General features: G+C 68.2%; 17 protein-coding genes. 15 read left to right on the top strand and 2 right to left on the bottom strand.

Going from position 1 to position 17641, the window contains the following annotated elements; genetic code table 11:
- Positions 1-142 precede the first annotated feature (142 nt).
- The 6 genes from L0C25_RS24025 (at position 143) to L0C25_RS23045 (ending at position 8614) form a co-directional block, all read left to right on the top strand.
- Positions 143-1036 carry a TraR/DksA family transcriptional regulator gene (locus L0C25_RS24025; RefSeq protein WP_333908554.1) on the top strand — a complete coding sequence of 298 codons (894 nt, stop codon included), beginning with the start codon at positions 143-145 and terminating at the stop codon, positions 1034-1036.
- A complete protein-coding gene (gene lspA / locus L0C25_RS23065; RefSeq protein ID WP_271634163.1) occupies positions 1009-1590 on the top strand; it encodes a signal peptidase II in 582 nt (193 codons plus the stop codon). The genes L0C25_RS24025 and lspA overlap by 28 nt, the downstream gene beginning before the upstream one ends.
- Positions 1587-2516, top strand: coding sequence for an RluA family pseudouridine synthase (locus L0C25_RS23060; protein WP_271634161.1), 930 nt, complete (start codon positions 1587-1589; stop codon positions 2514-2516). The genes lspA and L0C25_RS23060 overlap by 4 nt, the downstream gene beginning before the upstream one ends.
- 222 nt (positions 2517-2738) lie before the next feature.
- Positions 2739-6275: a DNA polymerase III subunit alpha gene (dnaE, locus tag L0C25_RS23055; protein ID WP_271634159.1), complete on the top strand. Its 3537-nt coding sequence runs from the start codon at positions 2739-2741 to the stop codon at positions 6273-6275.
- Complete coding sequence (locus L0C25_RS23050; RefSeq protein WP_271634158.1) at positions 6272-6865, top strand: hypothetical protein; 594 nt, start codon at positions 6272-6274, stop codon at positions 6863-6865. The genes dnaE and L0C25_RS23050 overlap by 4 nt, the downstream gene beginning before the upstream one ends.
- Before the next feature lie 225 nt (positions 6866-7090).
- Positions 7091-8614: a DUF3352 domain-containing protein gene (locus tag L0C25_RS23045; RefSeq protein ID WP_271634156.1), complete on the top strand. Its 1524-nt coding sequence runs from the start codon at positions 7091-7093 to the stop codon at positions 8612-8614.
- A gap of 148 nt (positions 8615-8762) precedes the next feature.
- Here L0C25_RS23045 and ybaK read toward each other — a convergent pair whose 3' ends face one another.
- Positions 8763-9254, bottom strand: a complete 492-nt coding sequence (gene ybaK / locus L0C25_RS23040) for a Cys-tRNA(Pro) deacylase (RefSeq protein WP_271634155.1) — start codon at positions 9252-9254, stop codon at positions 8763-8765.
- Positions 9254-9913, bottom strand: a complete 660-nt coding sequence (locus tag L0C25_RS23035) for an LON peptidase substrate-binding domain-containing protein (protein WP_271634154.1) — start codon at positions 9911-9913, stop codon at positions 9254-9256. Before L0C25_RS23035 ends, ybaK begins: the two co-directional genes overlap by 1 nt.
- Before the next feature lie 42 nt (positions 9914-9955).
- Here L0C25_RS23035 and hisD point away from each other — a divergent pair, with 42 nt between their 5' ends.
- From hisD to hisF, 9 genes are all read left to right on the top strand, one after another.
- A complete protein-coding gene (gene hisD, locus L0C25_RS23030) occupies positions 9956-11257 on the top strand; it encodes a histidinol dehydrogenase (RefSeq protein ID WP_271634153.1) in 1302 nt (433 codons plus the stop codon).
- A complete protein-coding gene (locus L0C25_RS23025) occupies positions 11257-12336 on the top strand; it encodes a histidinol-phosphate transaminase (protein WP_271634152.1) in 1080 nt (359 codons plus the stop codon). The genes hisD and L0C25_RS23025 overlap by 1 nt, the downstream gene beginning before the upstream one ends.
- Positions 12333-12929 carry an imidazoleglycerol-phosphate dehydratase HisB gene (hisB, locus tag L0C25_RS23020; protein ID WP_271634151.1) on the top strand — a complete coding sequence of 199 codons (597 nt, stop codon included), beginning with the start codon at positions 12333-12335 and terminating at the stop codon, positions 12927-12929. Before L0C25_RS23025 ends, hisB begins: the two co-directional genes overlap by 4 nt.
- Positions 12926-13564, top strand: coding sequence for an imidazole glycerol phosphate synthase subunit HisH (hisH, locus tag L0C25_RS23015; RefSeq protein WP_271634150.1), 639 nt, complete (start codon positions 12926-12928; stop codon positions 13562-13564). Before hisB ends, hisH begins: the two co-directional genes overlap by 4 nt.
- Positions 13565-13596: 32 nt before the next feature.
- Positions 13597-14325 (top strand): bifunctional 1-(5-phosphoribosyl)-5-((5-phosphoribosylamino)methylideneamino)imidazole-4-carboxamide isomerase/phosphoribosylanthranilate isomerase PriA, encoded by a 729-nt coding sequence (gene priA, locus L0C25_RS23010; protein ID WP_271634149.1) that lies wholly within the window; start codon positions 13597-13599, stop codon positions 14323-14325.
- Positions 14326-14400: 75 nt separating this feature from the next.
- Positions 14401-15069: a DUF6801 domain-containing protein gene (locus L0C25_RS23005; protein WP_271634148.1), complete on the top strand. Its 669-nt coding sequence runs from the start codon at positions 14401-14403 to the stop codon at positions 15067-15069.
- Positions 15070-15270: 201 nt separating this feature from the next.
- Positions 15271-15942 (top strand): DUF6801 domain-containing protein, encoded by a 672-nt coding sequence (locus L0C25_RS23000; RefSeq protein ID WP_271634147.1) that lies wholly within the window; start codon positions 15271-15273, stop codon positions 15940-15942.
- 189 nt (positions 15943-16131) lie between these two features.
- The gene (locus L0C25_RS22995) at positions 16132-16800 is read left to right on the top strand and encodes a DUF6801 domain-containing protein (protein WP_271634145.1); all 669 of its coding nucleotides are present in this window, start codon (positions 16132-16134) and stop codon (positions 16798-16800) included.
- A 78-nt stretch (positions 16801-16878) separates the two neighbouring features.
- Positions 16879-17637 (top strand): imidazole glycerol phosphate synthase subunit HisF, encoded by a 759-nt coding sequence (gene hisF, locus L0C25_RS22990; RefSeq protein ID WP_271634144.1) that lies wholly within the window; start codon positions 16879-16881, stop codon positions 17635-17637.
- The last annotated feature ends 4 nt before the right edge of the window (positions 17638-17641 follow it).

The raw sequence follows: 17641 nt of genomic DNA, 5'->3' as shown, positions 1-17641 counted from the left end.
CGGGATAGTGCGGACGCGTCGAATCGGGCCGGATCGGCGGCGTCCGGCGAGGGAGTTTGAAGGAAGCGGCTACGGACTCTATTCTCACGGCCACTTGGTGTGAGTCGGCGAGACGACCACCCACCGGTGTGAGGGGCTCTTCATGGCGAGTTCGCGGAAGAAGTCGAGTGCCGTGTCACGGGGCGCGTCGGCGGTCAAGAAGGCCGCCAAGCGGGTGAAACCCGCGACCAGGGCGACTGCTGCCGCAAAGTCGGCGGCCAAGAAGTCGGCTCCGGCGAAGAAGTCGGCGAAGAAGGCCGCGGTCAAGAAGGCGCCGGCGGAAAAGGCAGCGACGAAGAAGACCGCCGTGAAGAAGACCGCCGTGAAGAAGGCGCCGGCCAAGAAGGTGCCGGCGAAGAAGGCAGCGACGAAGAAGACCGCCGTGAAGAAGGCGCCGTCGAAAAAGGCGGCGACGAAGACCGCCGCGAAGACGGCGCCGGCGAAGAAGACCGTCGTCAAGAAGGCGCCGGCCAAGAAGGCGCCGGCCAAGAAGGCGCCGGCGAAAAAGGCAGCGACGAAGAAGGCGCCGGCCAAGAAGGCGCCGGCGAAGAAGACGGCGGCGAAGAAGGCCCCCGCCAAGAAGGCGACCAATGCCCGGCTCGCGAAGCCGCTGGCCGTCCTCGAACATGAGACCCCGTGGACCGCGGCCGAGGTCGGCGAGGTCCGATCCGACCTCGAGTCCGAGCGCGATCGACTGCGCGGCGAGATCGAACGCGCCGAGAGCGACCTTCAGGCGCTGCTGCGCGAGGGTGTCGACGGCGCCGGGAACGACCAGGCGGACGTCGGGTCGAACAGCCTCGAGCGCGACGCCGAGATGTCGCTGGCGCAGAGCCATCGCGAGCTGCTCCGCCAGGTCGAGCACGCGATCGCGCGGATCCACGACGGAACGTACGGCTCGTGTGAGTCATGCGGCAACCCCATCGGCAAGATGCGGCTGATGGCGTTCCCGCGTGCGACACTATGTATGACATGCAAGCAGCGAGAGGAACGCCGCTGAGCTCGACGAGCGGCGACGACACGACAGCGGGCCGCCCTCGCGGCCGATCACGGCGCCTGGTGCTCTTCGCGACGGTCGCCGTGATCGCGTACGCACTCGACGTCGTCACCAAGATCATCGCCGTCGCCAGGCTCGAGGGCCCGCCCGTCGAGACCGTCACGGTGATCCCGAATGTTCTCGACCTCACCCTCGTACGAAACTCCGGCGCTGCGTTCGGCATCGCGACCGGCTTCACCGCGGTACTCACCGCGATCGCCGTCGGCGTGTGCATCGTCGTGGTCAGGATGGCCGGAAAGCTCCGCGACCCGATCTGGGCGATCGCACTCGGCTTGCTGCTGGGCGGCGCGCTCGGCAATCTCACCGACCGCTTCGCCCGCTCCCCGGGCCCGCTGCGCGGCCACGTCGTCGACTTCCTCGCGCTGCCGCACTGGCCGGTGTTCAACCTCGCCGACTGCTGCGTGACGGTTGCCGCGGTCCTGATCGCCCTGCAGTCGTTCCGCGGTATCGGCCTCGACGGGCGCCGCGTCAACCGCGACCCCGAGCGTGACGAGTGAGCGAGCTTCGTTCCCTGCCGGTCCCGGACGGGCTGGCCGGCGAGCGCCTCGACGCCGGCATGGCGCGCCTGCTCGGGCTGTCGCGTACGCGGGCAGCCGATTTGGTCGCGGCCGGAGACGTCACGGTCGACGGCGAGGTGCCCGCCAAGTCTCAGCGCCTGGAGGCGGGCTCGTGGCTCGAGGTACGCCTGCCGGACGAGCGCTCGGGGGCCCAGGTCGTACCCGAGACGATCGAAGACCTGCGCATCGTGCACGACGACGACGACCTCGTCGTCGTCGACAAGCCGGTCGGTGTAGCGGCGCATCCGAGCGTCGGCTGGACTGGCCCGACCGTCGTCGGGCACCTCGCCGCCGCGGGCTTCCGGATCGCCACCTCGGGCGCGGCCGAGCGGCAGGGCATCGTGCACCGCCTCGACGTCGGGACGAGCGGCCTGATGGTGGTGGCGAAGTCCGAGCACGCGTACGCCGTGCTGAAGGCGGCGTTCAAGCAACGGCGGGTCGAGAAGATCTACCATGCACTCGTCCAGGGGCATCCCGACCCCTGGCAGGGCACCGTCGACGCGCCGATCGGCCGGCACCCGCGACACGACTGGAAGTTCGCCGTGCTCGCCGACGGACGCCCCAGCGTCACGCACTACGACACGCTGGAGGCGCACCGGTACGCGAGCCTGCTCGAGATCCGCCTCGAGACCGGGCGCACTCACCAGATCCGGGTGCATCTGAGCGCGCTCAAGCATCCCTGCGTCGGCGACCTCCAGTACGGTGCCGACCCGCGCCTCGCCGAGCGGGTCGGGTTGGAGCGGCAGTGGCTGCATGCGACCCGGCTCGGCTTCGAGCACCCCGCGACCGGCGAACACGTCAGCTACGCCTCGACGTACCCCGATGACCTCGAGCACGCCCTCGTGGTCATCCGCGACGCCGTATGACGCCGGACGTTGCCCCGCGGATTACCATGGGCCCATGGTAATCCGCGCCGCTACCCAGCAAACTTGCCCGGTAACGGCGACGACTTGCCCGGTAGCGGTGCTGTCTCGTCCCGGTGAGTGATCGACCCTGCGTGCCTGACTCGAACGCCGTTGTCGGTGCCGTAGGGTTGAGTCCTTCCCCGAGGCGCCCGCCTGTTCGACCGCCCTGGAGGCCCCTGCGTAATGCCCAGCGACTCGTCTTTCGTGCACCTGCACGTGCACACGGAGTACTCGATGCTGGACGGTGCCGCGCGTCTCGACGACCTGTTCGCGCGCACCGCCGAGCTCGAGATGCCGGCGATCGCGATGACCGATCACGGCTACGTGTTCGGCGCGTACGACTTCTACCAGCGGGCGCGTGCCGCGGGCGTCAAGCCGATCATCGGTATGGAGGCGTACCTCACGCCCAACACCAGCCGTTACGAGCGGAAGCGGGTCCGCTGGAACAAGGGCGGCGGCGACGACGTCTCCGGCGGTGGCGCGTACACCCACATGACGCTGCTCGCGCGCAACACCGCCGGCATGCACAACCTGTTCCGGCTCGCGTCCCGCTCGAGCATCGAGGGCTTCTTCTACAAGCCACGCGCCGACCGGGAGCTGCTCACCGAGTACGCCGACGGCCTGATCGGTACGACGGGCTGCCCGTCCGGTGAGATACAGACCTGGTTGCGCATCGGCGACTACGACAAGGCGCGCGAGTCGGCGGCGGAGTTCCGCGACATCTTCGGCCCGGAGAACTTCTACCTCGAGCTGATGGACCACGGTCTGTCCATCGAGACCCGCGTACGCGACGGTCTGCTGCGCCTCGGCAAGGACCTCCAGCTGCCGATGATCGCCACGAACGACTCGCACTACACCAACCCGGATGACGCGAAGGCGCACGAGGCGCTGCTCTGCGTCCAGTCCGGCAGCACGATGGCCGACCCCAACCGGTTCAAGCTCGACGGTGGTGGCTACTACATCAAGTCGGCGCAGGAGATGCGCGAGCTATGGGCGGGGCACGGTCTCGAGGAGGCCTGCGACAACACGTTGCTCGTCGCGGAGCGCTGCGAGATCGAGTTCACCGAGGGCGAGGGCCGGTTCATGCCGCGATTCCCGTGCCCCGAGGGTGAGGACGAGTCGTCGTGGTTCATCAAGGAGGTCGACCGCGGGCTCAAGGCGCGCTTCCCCGACGGCGTGCCGCAGTACGCGATCGACCAGGTGAAGCTCGAAGAGAAGGTCATCATCGGCAAGGGCTACCCGGGCTACTTCCTCGTGGTCGCCGACTTCATCAACTGGGCGAAGGAGCGCGGCATCCGCGTCGGCCCCGGCCGTGGGTCGGGCGCGGGTTCCATGTGCGCGTACGCGATGCGCATCACCGACCTCGACCCCGTCCCGCACGGCCTGATCTTCGAGCGCTTCCTCAACCCCGAGCGCGACTCGATGCCCGACTTCGACATCGACTTCGACGAGCGTCGACGAGGCGAGGTGATCAAGTACGTCACCGAGAAGTACGGCGACGACCGGGTCTCGTACATCGTCACGTACGGCACGATCAAGGCGAAGCAAGCGCTGAAGGACTCCTCCCGGGTGCTCGGCTACCCGTTCTCGATGGGAGAGAAGCTCACCAAGGCGATGCCGCCGGCGGTGATGGGCAAAGACATCCCGCTGGCAGGCATGTTCGACGCCGAGCACAAGCGCTACGCCGAAGCGGGCGAGTTCCGGGCCCTGATCGACAGCGATCCCGACAGCGCGAAGGTGTTCCAGACGGCGCGTGGCCTCGAGGGACTCAAGCGCCAGTGGGGCGTCCATGCCGCCGGCATCATCATGTCGAGCGAGCCGCTGGCCGGCATCGTCCCGCTGATGAAGCGCGAGCAGGACGGCGCGATCATCACCCAGTTCGACTACCCGGCGTCCGAGTCGCTCGGCCTGGTGAAGATGGACTTCCTCGGGCTGCGTAACCTGACGGTCCTCGACGACGCGGTGCACAACGTGAAGGCCAACCGCGGCATCGACGTCGACCTCGACGCGCTGGCAAAGGACCCCACCGACCTCGAGACGTACGCGTTGCTCTCGCGTGGCGACACCCTCGGCGTGTTCCAGTTCGACGGCAACGGCTACCGCCAGCTCTGCCGGCTGATGCAGCCCGACAGCTTCGGCGACATCACCGCGCTCGGCGCGCTCTACCGGCCCGGCCCGATGGGCACCAACACCCACATCAACTACGCCCTGCGCAAGAACGGCAAGCAGGACGTCAGCCACATCCATCGCGACCTCGCCGGTGCACTCGACTCGCTGCTCGGCGAGACCTACGGGCTCCTGGTCTACCAGGAGCAGGTGATGGAGATCGCGCAGAAGCTGGCCGGCTACTCGCTCGGCCGCGCGGATCTGCTCCGGCGCGCGATGGGCAAGAAGAAGAAGGAGGTCCTCGACGCGGAGTACGAGACCTTCTCCTCGGGCATGGCGGCCAACGGCTACGGCGAGGCGGCGATCGCTGCGCTGTGGGAGACCCTGGTCCCGTTCAGCGACTACGCGTTCAACAAGTCGCATGCGGCGGCGTACGGGCTCGTGTCGTACTGGACCGCCTACCTCAAGGCGCACTATCCGGCGGAGTACATGGCGGCCCTGCTCACCAGCGTCAAGGGCGACAAGGATCGCTCGGCGATCTACCTGAACGAGTGCCGCCGGATGGGCATCAAGGTGCTGCCGCCGGACGTCAACGACTCGGACTCCAACTTCACCGCCGTCGACGCCGACATCCGCTTCGGCCTGTCGGCGGTACGCAATGTCGGCCACAACGTCGTCTCGGGCATCGTCGCGGCGCGTACCGAGGAGGGGCGCTACACCGACTTCGCCGACTTCATGGACAAAGTGCCGACCATCGTGTGCAACAAGCGGGTGATCGAGTCGCTGATCAAGGCGGGCGCGTTCGACTCGATGAAGCACCCGCGACGGGCGCTCGTGACGATCCACGAGGAGGCGGTCGACCAGTACGTCGACGTCAAGCGCAACGAGGCGATCGGCCAGGACTCTCTCTTCGGCGGCCTCAGCGACGAGGACGCCTTCGGCGGCATGGCGGTGACCGTTCCCGACATCGAGGAGTGGGAGAAGCAGGCCCTGCTCGGTTACGAACGCGAGATGCTCGGCCTGTATGTCTCCGACCACCCACTGTTCGGGCTCGAGCACCTGCTGCGCGCGAGCGGCGACTGCTCGATCGGCGACCTGCTCACCGACGAGGAGCGTACGGAGGGGTCGTCGGTCACCGTCGCCGGGCTCATCACGAACGTGACGCGCAAGCTCACCCGCAAGGGAGACACCTGGGCGCTCGTCACGCTCGAGGACCTCGAGGGCGCCATCAACGTGATGATGTTCCCGTCGTCGTACCAGCTCGCGGCGCCGATGCTCGTCGAGGACGCCATCGTGACCATCAAGGGAAGGCTCAAGCGCAGCGATGACGTACCCGAGCTGATCGGCAGCGAGGTTCATGCACCGGATCTGTCCACCGAGGTCAGCGGGCCCGTCGTGGTCTCCATCCCGACCGCTCGGTGCACGAGCCACACGGTTGAGCAGCTCAAGGAGGTGCTCTCCGCACATCCGGGAGTCACCGATGTGCACCTGCGCCTGGTCGGCCGCGACGGTAGCAAACTGATGCGCCTTGACGACCGGCTGCGAGTCACGCCAGGCCCGGCTCTGACGGCCGACCTGAAAGCACTGCTCGGCCCGAATTGTCTCGCCCAATGACGACGTCCAAGGCCGCTGAGCGCACCTCTACGCCACGACGTACGCCCTCCTGGGAGGGAGCCGTGGCGGTCACCGCGATCGTGTTCCTGGTGCTCGGTGGCGTGGCCGGCCTGCTGTGGTCGCAGCTCGCCCATCCACCCGAGTACACCGTCTATCAGGGCCACGTCGGGTACTTCTCGTCCGAGGCGGAGTTCCGACATGAGTTCGACGTCGACCTGACCTACGCCTGGCTCGGGGCGGCGGCGGCGCTGGTCGGCGGTGTCGCCGTGGGATGGCGCTACTGGGGGCTCGGGTGGGCGATCACCGTGCTGGTCGTCGTCGGATCCGCCGTCGGTGCGTTCATCGAGTGGCTCGGTGCGCTGCTGGGGCCCGAGTCGGTCGACGCGGCCACCGAAGGCGCCGCGGTGGGCGACACGTTCACGGGTCCGATCGAGCTCGGTGCGTGGTCGATCGTGCTGTTGTGGCCCGTCATGGCCCTGATCGGTGTCATCGTGTCCGTATGGCTTCGCGCGCCGCGCGATGAGTTCGTCGCCGACTCGTACGGATACGGATTCGATACCGACCCGGCGGAACCCTCGCAGTCGAGCTGACGTCGAACCGAGCGGTGCAGGCCGATCGAAAGGGGAAACGACGTGAGTACGAACCAGCCACCGTCTGCCGGGGGACCTCAGGGACCCCCGGGACCGCGCCCTCCGTACGGCCAGCCACCGCAGGGCGGACCGGTCCAGGGTCCACCGCCGCAAGGTCCGCCGCCGGGCGCCCAGTGGGCGGGTCCCGGGCCACACGAGCCATCCCCGAGGGGTCGTCGGCGTGGCGTGACGATCGGCATCGCGGCCGTCGTCGCGGTCGGGCTCGTCGTGGCAGGCGGTGTGTTCGCCTGGTCGAAGCTGTCCGGTGGTGGGCCACAGCCCGCCGAGGCCGTGCCGTCGGACGCGATGGCGTACGTACGTCTCGACCTGGATCCGTCCGCGTCGCAGAAGCTCGACGCCATGTCGCTGCTGCACAAGTGGCCGGAGTTCGAGGACGCGACGGGGATCTCCGACGATGACGTCGACCTGCGCAAGCTGTTCGTCGACGAGGTGCTCGCCGCCGACTGCGATGTCGACTTTGCGGATGACATCGAGCCGTGGATCGGTGACCGGCTCGGGTTCGCGATCGTCGGCGGCGCCGATTCGCCGGCGCCGATGCTGGCGGTCCAGGTCAGCGACGAGGACAAGGCCGAGGACGGCGCGAACAAGCTCGCGGACTGCACCGGCGGCCTCGGGATGCCCGGGCCCGCGACGGCGTCGTCAACGGCCAGCGCGATGGACGACGTCGCGTACGCGGAGGACGAGGAGTCGAACCTCGGCGTCGCGTTCTCGGGTGACTACATGATCGTCGCACCTACCCAGGACCTCGCCGACGACTTCGCGAAGGACGCCGAGTCCGACTCGCTCGCCGCCAACGACGCGTTCCGCGACGATATGGACTCACTCGGCGACGAGGGCATCGCGTCGATGTGGTTCGACGGCGACGCGTTCGTCGATGCGGCGGAGCAGATGGGCATGTCGGCCGACGACCTGGAGGCACTCGGCGACCAGGACCTCGGCTCGGGCGCGGCTGCGCTGCGTGCCGGCGACGACTACCTCGAGCTGGTGACCGCGAGCGACTCACCGACCGGTGCGGGCGGCGCGAAGGCCGATGTCGGCGGGCTCTCGGACTCGACGATGTTCGCGGCGTCGATCTCCGATGGCAAGAAGGTCGTCGACGACTTCTGGACCCAGTTCGAGAGCGGACTGGGAGACGCGGCGCCCGAGCTCGACCTGATGCTCGATGACGTCGAGCAGAACACCGGCCTCACCCTTCCCGACGACCTCGCAACGCTGCTGGGCGACCAGTTCCTGGTGGCGGTCGACAGCGAGGGTCTGGACCCGGAGATGGATCCGGGCTCGCTCGAGGACATCAATGCCGGGATGCGCTTCACCTCAGATCCCGGCGAGCTCTCCGGGGTCGTCGACAAGGTCGAGAACACCCTGGTCGGCATGGGCGGGCCGAGCCTCTCGGAGGCGCTGGTCAAGGAGGAGACCGACGACGGGATGGTGCTCGCGACCAACGACGACTACGCGTCGATGCTGACCGATGGCGGTGGCGATCTCGGCGACTCCGACGTCTACCAGAAGGCGGTGCCGGCCGGCGACGATGCCGTCAACGTCGTGTACGCCAACCTCGACGAGATCACCGAGCTCGCGCCCGATTCGGACGAGGACGTGCAGATGCTCGAGCCCCTCCAGGCGTTCGGATTCGCGAGCCAGGAGAAGGACGACCGGACCGTCACCACGATGCGGCTGACCTTCGACTGATCGGCTGGCGCAGGTGGATGTTTACCATGTTTACATGGTAAACATCCACTGTGCATGCCGAATCTGCCACGCAAGGTGAGCTCTTGCCGTGCAGAGTGCGGCCCGGTCTCGAACCGTCACCACGTCGTACGACAGTGCGGCGCCCGGGCTACCGCGCGATCGAGGCGAGCATCCCGGAGGTCGCCGCCAGCAGATCGTCGGGCGCGAGCTCGATATCGAACCCGCGGCGACCACCGGAGACCAGGATCGCGGCATGCTGCGCGGCCGACTCGTCGAGCAGGGTGCGAAGCCGCCGGCGCTGGCCGATCGGTGATATCCCGCCGACCACGTACCCGGTGGCGCGCTCGGCCCCGGCGGGGTCGGCCATCGCGGCCTTGCGCCCGCCGGCCGCGCGGGCGAGTGACTTCAGGTCCAACGACCTCAGCACGGGCACGATTCCGACGACGAGGGAACCGTCGAGCGTCGCGAGCAGCGTCTTGAAGATCCGCTCCGCATCCACCCCCAGTGCCTCGGCCGCCTCGCGCCCGTACGACTCGGCCGCGGGGTCGTGGTCGTACGCGTGCGTGACGAAGGAGATGTCGAGCCGAGCCAACGCCGTCGTCGCCGGCGTCGACCCCTGGGCCTTGTTCCGTCGTGCCACTAGTTCGGTGACCAGCCGGTGCGGTTGACCTCGGTTGCCGGCAGGCTCGGTACCGCGCGGATCGCGGACATCTCGGCGACGACGAGTCGGCTCACCTGGCGCAGCCGGGTGGCGGCGTCGGGAGCCTCGAGAAGGTCCTGGCGATCGCGGAGGGTGAGTACGGCGCCCGCAGACAGGGCGTACGACATCGGCAGCGGCTTCGTGGGGATGTCGATCGTGCCGATCGTCGCGCCGGTCGACGCCAGCAGGTCGACGTACGCCTCGAAGATCGCGTGCGCCCTCGTCGCGGCGTCGTCCGCATCGGCGCCGACCTCCTCGGGCAGGTACTCGACCTCGCCCCACAGGAAGCTGCTCGAGTCGACGACGGCGTCGAGCCGGACCCGGCGCCGCGCCTCGACGGTCACGTCGAGCCCGTCCTCAACCTCCTCGACGTCGGTCAGGCGTACCTCGCACCCGATCCGATGTGCCGACTTCACGCCGGCGTGGCCGACCTCGTAGCCCTCGCGGATCGCAACCGTGCCGAAGCACCGCTCGGGTTCGGGCAGCGACAGCAGATGCGACATCAGGTCGAGATAGCGGTCCTCGAAGATGTGCAGAGACAGCGATGTACCGGGAAACGTGACGGTGCCCAATGGAAACATGGGAAGCGAAGAGCCCACGCCGTCAACCTACCCGCCTGCCTCGCTTCGTAGAATGAGGCCATGATCCAGCGACTCGACCTGCGCGGCATGCCCGCGGGCACCTCTGTCGACTATCGCGCTGTCGTACCGCGCGCACCGTTCGACGTCGATGCCGCGGTCGAGCATGTGCGACCGATCTGCGACGACGTCCGCAAGCGCGGGCTCGACGCCGTTCGCGAGGCGACGAAGCGGTACGACGGCGTCGAGCTCGAAGACGTACGTGTGCCCGTCGATGCGTTGCGCGAGGCGCTCGCGAGCCTGGACGACGAGGTCAGGTCGGCGCTCGAGGTGTCGATCGATCGCCTGCGGCGCACCTGCGCGGCGGAGCTGGAGTCGGACGTCACCACCCAGATCGCACCCGGTGCAACGGTCGAACGACGGATCGTGCCGGTCGAGCGCGTCGGGCTGTACGTGCCGGGTGGGCGCGCCCCACTCGTCAGCAGCGTGGTGATGAACGTCGTCCCCGCGCAAGTGGCCGGCGTCGCGTCGATCGCGCTGTCCAGCCCGCCCGGGCCCGACGGCCGACCGCACCCCACCGTCCTCGCGGCCTGTGCATTGCTCGGAGTCGACGAGGTGTACGCGGTCGGGGGAGCCCAGGCGATCGCCATGTTCGCCCACGGTGCCGGTGAGTGCCGCGCGGTCGATCTCGTGACCGGTCCGGGCAACATCTACGTCGTCGCCGCGAAACGGCTGCTCACGGCAGTCGTCGGCATCGACGCCGAGGCAGGGCCGACCGAGATCGCCGTTCTCGCCGATGCAGGGGCCGACGCCGCGTACGTCGCGGTCGATCTGATCAGCCAGGCCGAGCACGATCCCCATGCCGCGAGCGTGCTGGTGACCGACAGCGAGGCGCTCGCGGATCGAGTAGACGCCGAGCTCGCGCACCGGTTGCCGCAGGCACGTCATGCCGAGCGCGTCGAGACGGCGCTGTCGTCCGAGCAGTCCGCGACCGTGCTCGTCGACGACATCGACCAGGGCCTCGACGTGGTGAACGCCTACGGCGCCGAGCACCTCGAGCTCCAGACTGCGGACGCGAGTGCGCTCGTCGCCCGTGTACGCAACGCGGGTGCGGTGTTCGTCGGCGCGTACGCCCCGGTCTCGCTCGGTGACTACAGCGCGGGCTCCAACCACGTGCTGCCGACCGCGGGATCTGCCCGCTACAGCTCCGGCCTCTCGGTACGCGCGTTCTGCAAGAACATGCAGGTCGTGTCGTACGACGAGGCCGCGTTGCGCGAGGTCGGTCCCGGCGTCGTCGCGCTGGCCGAGGCCGAGAACCTGCCGTCCCACGGTGCGGCCGTCTCGGCACGAATCGGCGGCGCGTGATGGCCGTAGCCGACTGGGTCCCGATCCGCGAGGAGCTGCGCTCGCACGAGCCGTACGGCGCGCCACAGCTCGACGTCGCGGTCCGACTCAACACCAACGAGAACCCGTACGGACCGAGCGAGTCGACGGCCGATGCGATGGCGCGCAGTGTGGCAGCGGTGGCAACGGAGCTCAATCGCTATCCCGACCGCGAGGCGATGGCGCTGCGCGCGGCCCTGGCCGGCTATCTCGGGCACGGTCTCACTGCCGACGCCGTCTGGGCCGCGAACGGCTCGAACGAGGTCATGCAGCAGATCCTGCAGGCGTTCGGCGGACCGGACCGCACTGCGCTGTCGTACGCGCCGACCTACTCGATGTACCCCGAGTACGCCCGCAACACCAACACCCGCTGGGTCACGGGCCGCCGCAACGACGAGTTCGGCATCGACGTGGCCCGGGCGACCGCGCTGATCGAGCGCGAGCGGCCCGATGTCGTGCTCCTCACCTCGCCGAACAACCCGACCGGCACGGCACTCCCGCTCGACGCGGTACGCGCGATCGGGGACGTCGCGCCCGGGGTGGTCGTCGTCGACGAGGCGTACGCCGAGTTCCGCCGTGACGGCACGCCGACCGCGCTCGAGCTGCTGGCGGACCACCCGCGGCTGCTCGTCACACGCACGATGAGCAAGGCGTTCGCGCTCGCCGGTGGTCGCGTCGGGTACGTCGCCGCCGCTCCTGAGATCATCGATGCGCTGCGTGTCGTACGGCTGCCGTACCACCTGTCGGCCGTCACTCAGGCGGTCGCGCGCGTCGCGCTCGACCACGCCGACGAACCGCTCGCGAGGGTCGACGAGCTTCGCGAGACCCGCGACAAGCTCGCCGCACAGCTGAACGAGCTCGGTCTGGACGTCGCCGAGTCGGACGCCAACTTCATCCTGTTCGGGACGTTCGCCGACCGGCACGCGGTCTGGCAGGGCCTGCTCGAGCATGGTGTGCTGATCCGTGAGACGGGTCCCGAAGGCTGGCTGCGCGTTTCGGTCGGCACCCGGGACGAGACCCAGGCGTTCTACCACGCACTACGAGAGGTGCTCGGGAAATGAGTCGTACGGCAAGAATCGAACGCGAGACCACCGAGTCGCGGGTGGTCGTCGAGGTCGACCTCGATGGCACCGGCAGTGCCACCATCTCGACCGGCGTCGGTTTCTACGACCACATGCTCACCGCGCTCGCGCGGCACTCGCTGATCGACCTTACCGTGCAGGCGAAAGGCGACCTGCACATCGACTCACACCACACCGTGGAGGACGTCGCGATCTGCATCGGGCAGGCGGTACGCGAGGCGCTGGGTGACAAGGCCGGCATCCATCGCTACGGCGACGCGCTGGTGCCGCTCGACGAGGCGCTCGCGCAGGCAGTCGTCGACGTGTCCGGGCGGCCGTACTTCGTGCACAGCGGCGAGCCCGAGCGTCAGGTCACGGCAATGATCGGCGAGTATCCCGGTTCGCTGACCGCGCATGTGCTCGAGTCGATCGCTCACCATGCGGCGATCACGCTGCACGTACGTGTGCTCGCCGGTCGCGACCCGCACCACATCGCGGAGGCGCAGTACAAGGCGGTTGCGCGTGCGCTGCGTACGGCCCTTGCGAGCGACCCGCGCGAGACGGGCGTACCGAGCACGAAGGGCAGCCTGTGACGGCACGGCCGACCGTCGCCGTGCTCGACTACGGATCCGGCAACGTCCGCTCGGCCGTGCGTGCGCTGGAACGTGTCGGGGCCGACGTCACGCTCACCAGCGACGAGACGGTCGCGATGGAGGCCGACGGGCTCGTCGTGCCGGGGGTCGGCGCGTTCGAGGCATGCATGAGCGGCCTTCAGGCGGCTCACGGTGACCGGATCATCGACCACCGACTCGCCGGCGGCCGTCCGGTGCTCGGCGTCTGCGTCGGCATGCAGGTGCTGTTCGAGCGCGGCATCGAGCACGGCGTCGAGACCGTCGGGTGTGCACAGTGGCCGGGCACGGTCGAGCGCATCGAGGCGGAGATCGTCCCGCACATGGGCTGGAACAACGTCGACGTGCCTGAAGATTCGCGGATGTTCGCCGGGATCGCGGGCGAGCGCTTCTACTTCGTGCACTCCTACGGCGTACGCGACTGGCGACTCGTCCCCGTCGAAGGGCTGCAGGCCCCGGCTGTCGCCTGGACGTCGTACGCAGGTGACCGCTTCGTCGCGGCCGTCGAGAACGGACCGCTATGGGCGACCCAGTTCCACCCGGAGAAGTCCGGCGACGCGGGAGCACAACTCCTCACGAACTGGCTCGACCTGCTCTGACCACGCGTTTCGCCGGGCATTACGATCGCCCGGTGAAGGTACTGGAGCTGCTTCCGGCGGTCGATGTCGCCGATGGGCAGGCGGTTCGGCTCGTCCAGGGCGAGGCCGGCAGCGAGACGACGTACGGTGACCCGCTCGAGGCGGCGCTCACCTGGCAGCGTGACGGGGCCGAGTGGATCCACCTGGTGGACCTCGACGCGGCGTTCGGTCGGGGCAGCAACGCCGAACTCCTCGCCGAGGTCGTCGGCCGGCTCGACGTCGACGTCGAGTTGTCCGGCGGTATCCGCGACGACGCGTCGCTCGCGGCCGCGATGGCCACGGGCTGCCGGCGGGTCAACCTCGGGACCGCCGCGCTGGAGAACCCGCAGTGGTGCGCCAGGGCGATCTCGGAGTACGGCGACCGCGTCGCGGTCGGTCTCGACGTACGAGGCACGACGCTGGCCGCCCGCGGCTGGACGCGCGACGGCGGCGACCTGTTCGAGGTGCTCGCCCGTCTGGATGCCGACGGGTGTGCTCGCTACGTTGTGACGGACGTCACGAAGGACGGCACTCTGCAGGGTCCGAACCTCGATCTGCTGCGCTCGGTGTGCGCCGCGACGACGCGCCCGGTGGTCGCGTCCGGAGGGGTCTCCAGCCTCGATGATCTGCGGGCTCTGGGCGGGTTGCGCTCCCTCGGCGTCGAGGGCGCGATCATCGGAAAAGCCTTGTACGCGGGGGAGTTCACGCTCCGTGACGCCCTGCGGATTGTCGCGAATCCTTGACCGGATCGCCTTGCAACCGGGGTAACCGGTGGTTACGGTGACCCAGGAATTTCTGCAACACATTTGGAGGGAAACGTGCAGACAATCAAGACCACCCGCGCTAAGCGGGCCTCGGCCGGTGTCGCCGCTGCGTGCGCCGTTGCGCTCACCGGTGGCGCGATGGCCGCCGCAGGACCGGTGAACGCCGCCGGCGCCGACGACGGCGCTCGTACGACGACGCTGTCGGCCAAGGGCCTGAAGTACAAGTGCAAGGCGACGAACAGCGTCGTTGACCAGATCGTCGGCGGGCCGCAGCAGTTCCTCGTCGATTCCAAGGGCGCCTTCAAGGGCAAGTTCAAGCCGGGCACGACCGTTACGTCCGGTACCCAGAAGCTGACCCTGGTGCTTCCGAAGAAGCTGGTCAAGAAGGTTCGCAAGGACCTGAAGGTCAAGCGGGTCAAGGGCAGCGCCGACGTCAAGTACGACTTCAAGTCCAAGCCGGGCGGCACCTCGAAGGTGAACGTCAAGGGCCTGAAGTCGGGTTGGAAGAAGGTGCCGAAGAAGGGCGCCCTGCGCATCCCCGTGACCGGCAAGGCCGCTTCATACAAGATCAAGAAGGGCACGAAGAAGCTCAGCGTGCTCGCGCCGAAGTCGTTCAAGATCCACGCGCGGCTCGCCCCGCCGGTGCTCGGCTCGGTCAAGAAGACCGATCTGAACTGCAAGTTCAACGGCAAGAGCCGCAAGGTCGGCGTACTGGTGAAGTAGTCACTGCGCAGCAGTAGCTACCGAACTGACGGAGCTGCCCCCGCCACTCGGCGGGGGCAGCTTCGTGTTTCCGCGGCGACGTCGTGGTCACGCAGCGTCATAGTTTGCGCCGACGTGTTGACGACACCCTGTCCGCGCTGCCTAGCCTCGGGTGACGGGAAACCGTGACGCAGGTCACGGCCAAGCGATTGGAGGGAACCCGTGCAAACTGATTCGAGGTCCGCTCGCACCAAGCGAGTATCCGCAGGAGTCGCGGTCGTCTCAGCGCTCGCCCTCACCGGCGGGGCGCTGGGCGCCGGGCCGGTGAACGCGCAGAACGCGTCGACCGACAGTGCGCGTACGACGACGATCAGCAAGAAGGGCGTCAAGTACAAGTGCAAGGCGACGAACAGCGTCGTTGACCAGATCGTCGGTGGGCCGCAGCAGTTCCTGATCGACGGAAAGCTCGTCTTCAAGGGCAAGTTCAAGCCCGGCACGAAGATCAGGTCCGGTGCCCAGAGGCTGACGCTGGTGCTTCCGAAGAAGCTGGTCAGGAAGGTCCGCAAGGACCTGAAGGTGAAGCGGGTCAAGGGCAGCGCCAAGATGTCGTGGGACTTCAAGGCGAAGCCCGGCGGCGTCACCAAGGTGCCGGTCAAGGGCCTGAGGTCGCCGTGGCGGAAGGTGCCAAAGAAGGGCACGATGCGCATCCCGGTGAAGGGCACGGCGGGCTCGTACAAGATCAAGAAGGGCACGAAGAACGTCAAGCTCTACGCGCCGAAGCGGTTCTTGATCCACGCGCGGCTCGCCCCGCCGGTGCTCGGCTCGGTCAAGAAGACCGACCTGAGGTGCAAGTTCAACGGCAAGAGCCGCAAGCTCGGCACGCTGATGAAGTAGCGACCGCCGATCGTCACAGCGGGCTGCCTCCGCCATGCGCGGGGCAGCTCGCTTCCGTCGGGCACCCGTGCGTGCACGCAGAGTCAAACCCTGGGACGAACCGTTGACGCCGACCCGGACGTCCGGTGTAACCTCCAGTTACGGGGAACGGTGACGCAGGTCACGAACCGACCAACATGGAGGGAAGCCGTGCAGTCAGTTTCCAAGTCCACCCGTACCAAACGGATCTCCGCCGGCGTTGCGGCGGCATGCGCCGTCGCGCTCACCGGCGGCGCGCTGAGCGCCGGACCGGTCAACGCCCAGAGCCCGTCCGACGGCGCTCGTACGGTGACGCTGTCGAAGAAGGGCGTCAAGTACATGTGCAAGGCGACGAACAGCGTCGTCGACCAGATCGTCGGCGGGCCCCAGCAGTTCCTCGTCGACGGCAGCGCCAAGTTCTCCGGCAAGTTCAAGACCGGTACGAAGGTGACGCCGAAGGGCATCAAGCTGACCTTGATCCTGCCGACGAAGCTGGTCAAGAAGGTCCGCAAGGATCTGAAGGTGAAGAAGGTGAAGGGCAGCGCGGACGTCAAGTTCGACGTGAAGGCCAAACCCGGCGGCATCACCAAGATGCCGGTCAAGGGCCTGAGGTCGCCGTGGCGCACGGTGCCCAAGAAGGGCAAGATGCGCATCCCGACCAACGGCAAGGCGGACCCGTACAAGATCAAGAAGGGTACGAAGAAGCTGAGCCTCCTCGCGCCGAAGAAGTTCAAGATCCATGCGAACCTGAAGCCGCCGGTGCTCGGCTCGGTCAAAAAGACCGATCTGAAGTGCACGTTCAACGGCAAGGGTCGCAAGCTCGGTAGCTTCCCGCTCTAGCCCGAACGACCACGAGCTGCCCCCACCCGGTCGGTGGGGGCAGTTCGTCGTGTCGGCGAGCCTGGGTAGGCTCGCACGGTGAGCCTCGCCGTCCGTGTCATTTCCTGCCTCGACGTCGACGGTGGGCGGGTCGTGAAGGGGGTCAACTTCACCGACCTTCGCGATGCGGGCGACCCGGTCGAGATGGCCGGCGTGTACGGGCGCGAGGGCGCAGACGAGCTCGTGTTCCTCGACATCACTGCGTCGTCGGACTCGCGTGAGACGACGTACGACGTGGTGCACGCGACCGCGGGCGAGGTGTTCATCCCGCTGACGGTCGGTGGCGGCGTACGCAGCGTCGCCGATGTCGACCGGCTGCTGCGGGCCGGCGCCGACAAGGTCGGAGTCAATACCGCCGCGGTCGACCGCCCTGGGCTGATCGGCGAGATCGCGACCCGGTTCGGCAGCCAGGTGCTCGTCCTCAGCGTCGATGCGCGACGCGGCGAACAGCCGTCCGGATTCGAGGTCACGACGCGCGGCGGAAGGGTCTCGGCCGGTCTCGATGCGGTTGCGTGGGCACGAGACGCCGTCGAGCTGGGCGTCGGCGAGATCCTGCTGAACTCGATGGACGCCGACGGCACCAAGTCCGGCTTCGATGTCGAGATGATCCGCGCCGTACGCGCGGCCGCCCCCGTGCCACTGATCGCGAGCGGGGGAGCGGGCGAGGTCGCGCATTTCGTCGAGGCCGTCGAGGCCGGGGCGGACGCCGTGCTCGCGGCGAGCGTGTTCCACTTCGGTGACCTGTCGATCGGTGACGTGAAGGCCGCCCTTCGCGAGGCCGGTCACCCGGTTCGTTGAGCTC

Source organism: Solicola gregarius, from assembly GCF_025790165.1.
GTDB classification, from domain to species: domain Bacteria; phylum Actinomycetota; class Actinomycetes; order Propionibacteriales; family Nocardioidaceae; genus Solicola; species Solicola gregarius.
The sequence above is the reverse complement of the archived record's forward strand: the minus strand, read 5'-3'. Positions and strand labels throughout refer to the sequence as shown.

Excerpts from the sequence above, each read along its gene's own strand:
- lspA (WP_271634163.1), top strand. The coding sequence starts at position 1,009 with ATGCAAGCAGCGAGAGGAACGCCGCTGAGCTCGACGAGCGGCGACGAC.
- L0C25_RS24025 (WP_333908554.1), top strand. The coding sequence starts at position 143 with ATGGCGAGTTCGCGGAAGAAGTCGAGTGCCGTGTCACGGGGCGCGTCG.
- L0C25_RS23025 (WP_271634152.1), top strand. The coding sequence starts at position 11,257 with ATGGCCGTAGCCGACTGGGTCCCGATCCGCGAGGAGCTGCGCTCGCAC.
- hisD (WP_271634153.1), top strand. The coding sequence starts at position 9,956 with ATGATCCAGCGACTCGACCTGCGCGGCATGCCCGCGGGCACCTCTGTC.
- hisB (WP_271634151.1), top strand. The coding sequence starts at position 12,333 with ATGAGTCGTACGGCAAGAATCGAACGCGAGACCACCGAGTCGCGGGTG.
- dnaE (WP_271634159.1), top strand. The coding sequence starts at position 2,739 with ATGCCCAGCGACTCGTCTTTCGTGCACCTGCACGTGCACACGGAGTAC.
- L0C25_RS23050 (WP_271634158.1), top strand. The coding sequence starts at position 6,272 with ATGACGACGTCCAAGGCCGCTGAGCGCACCTCTACGCCACGACGTACG.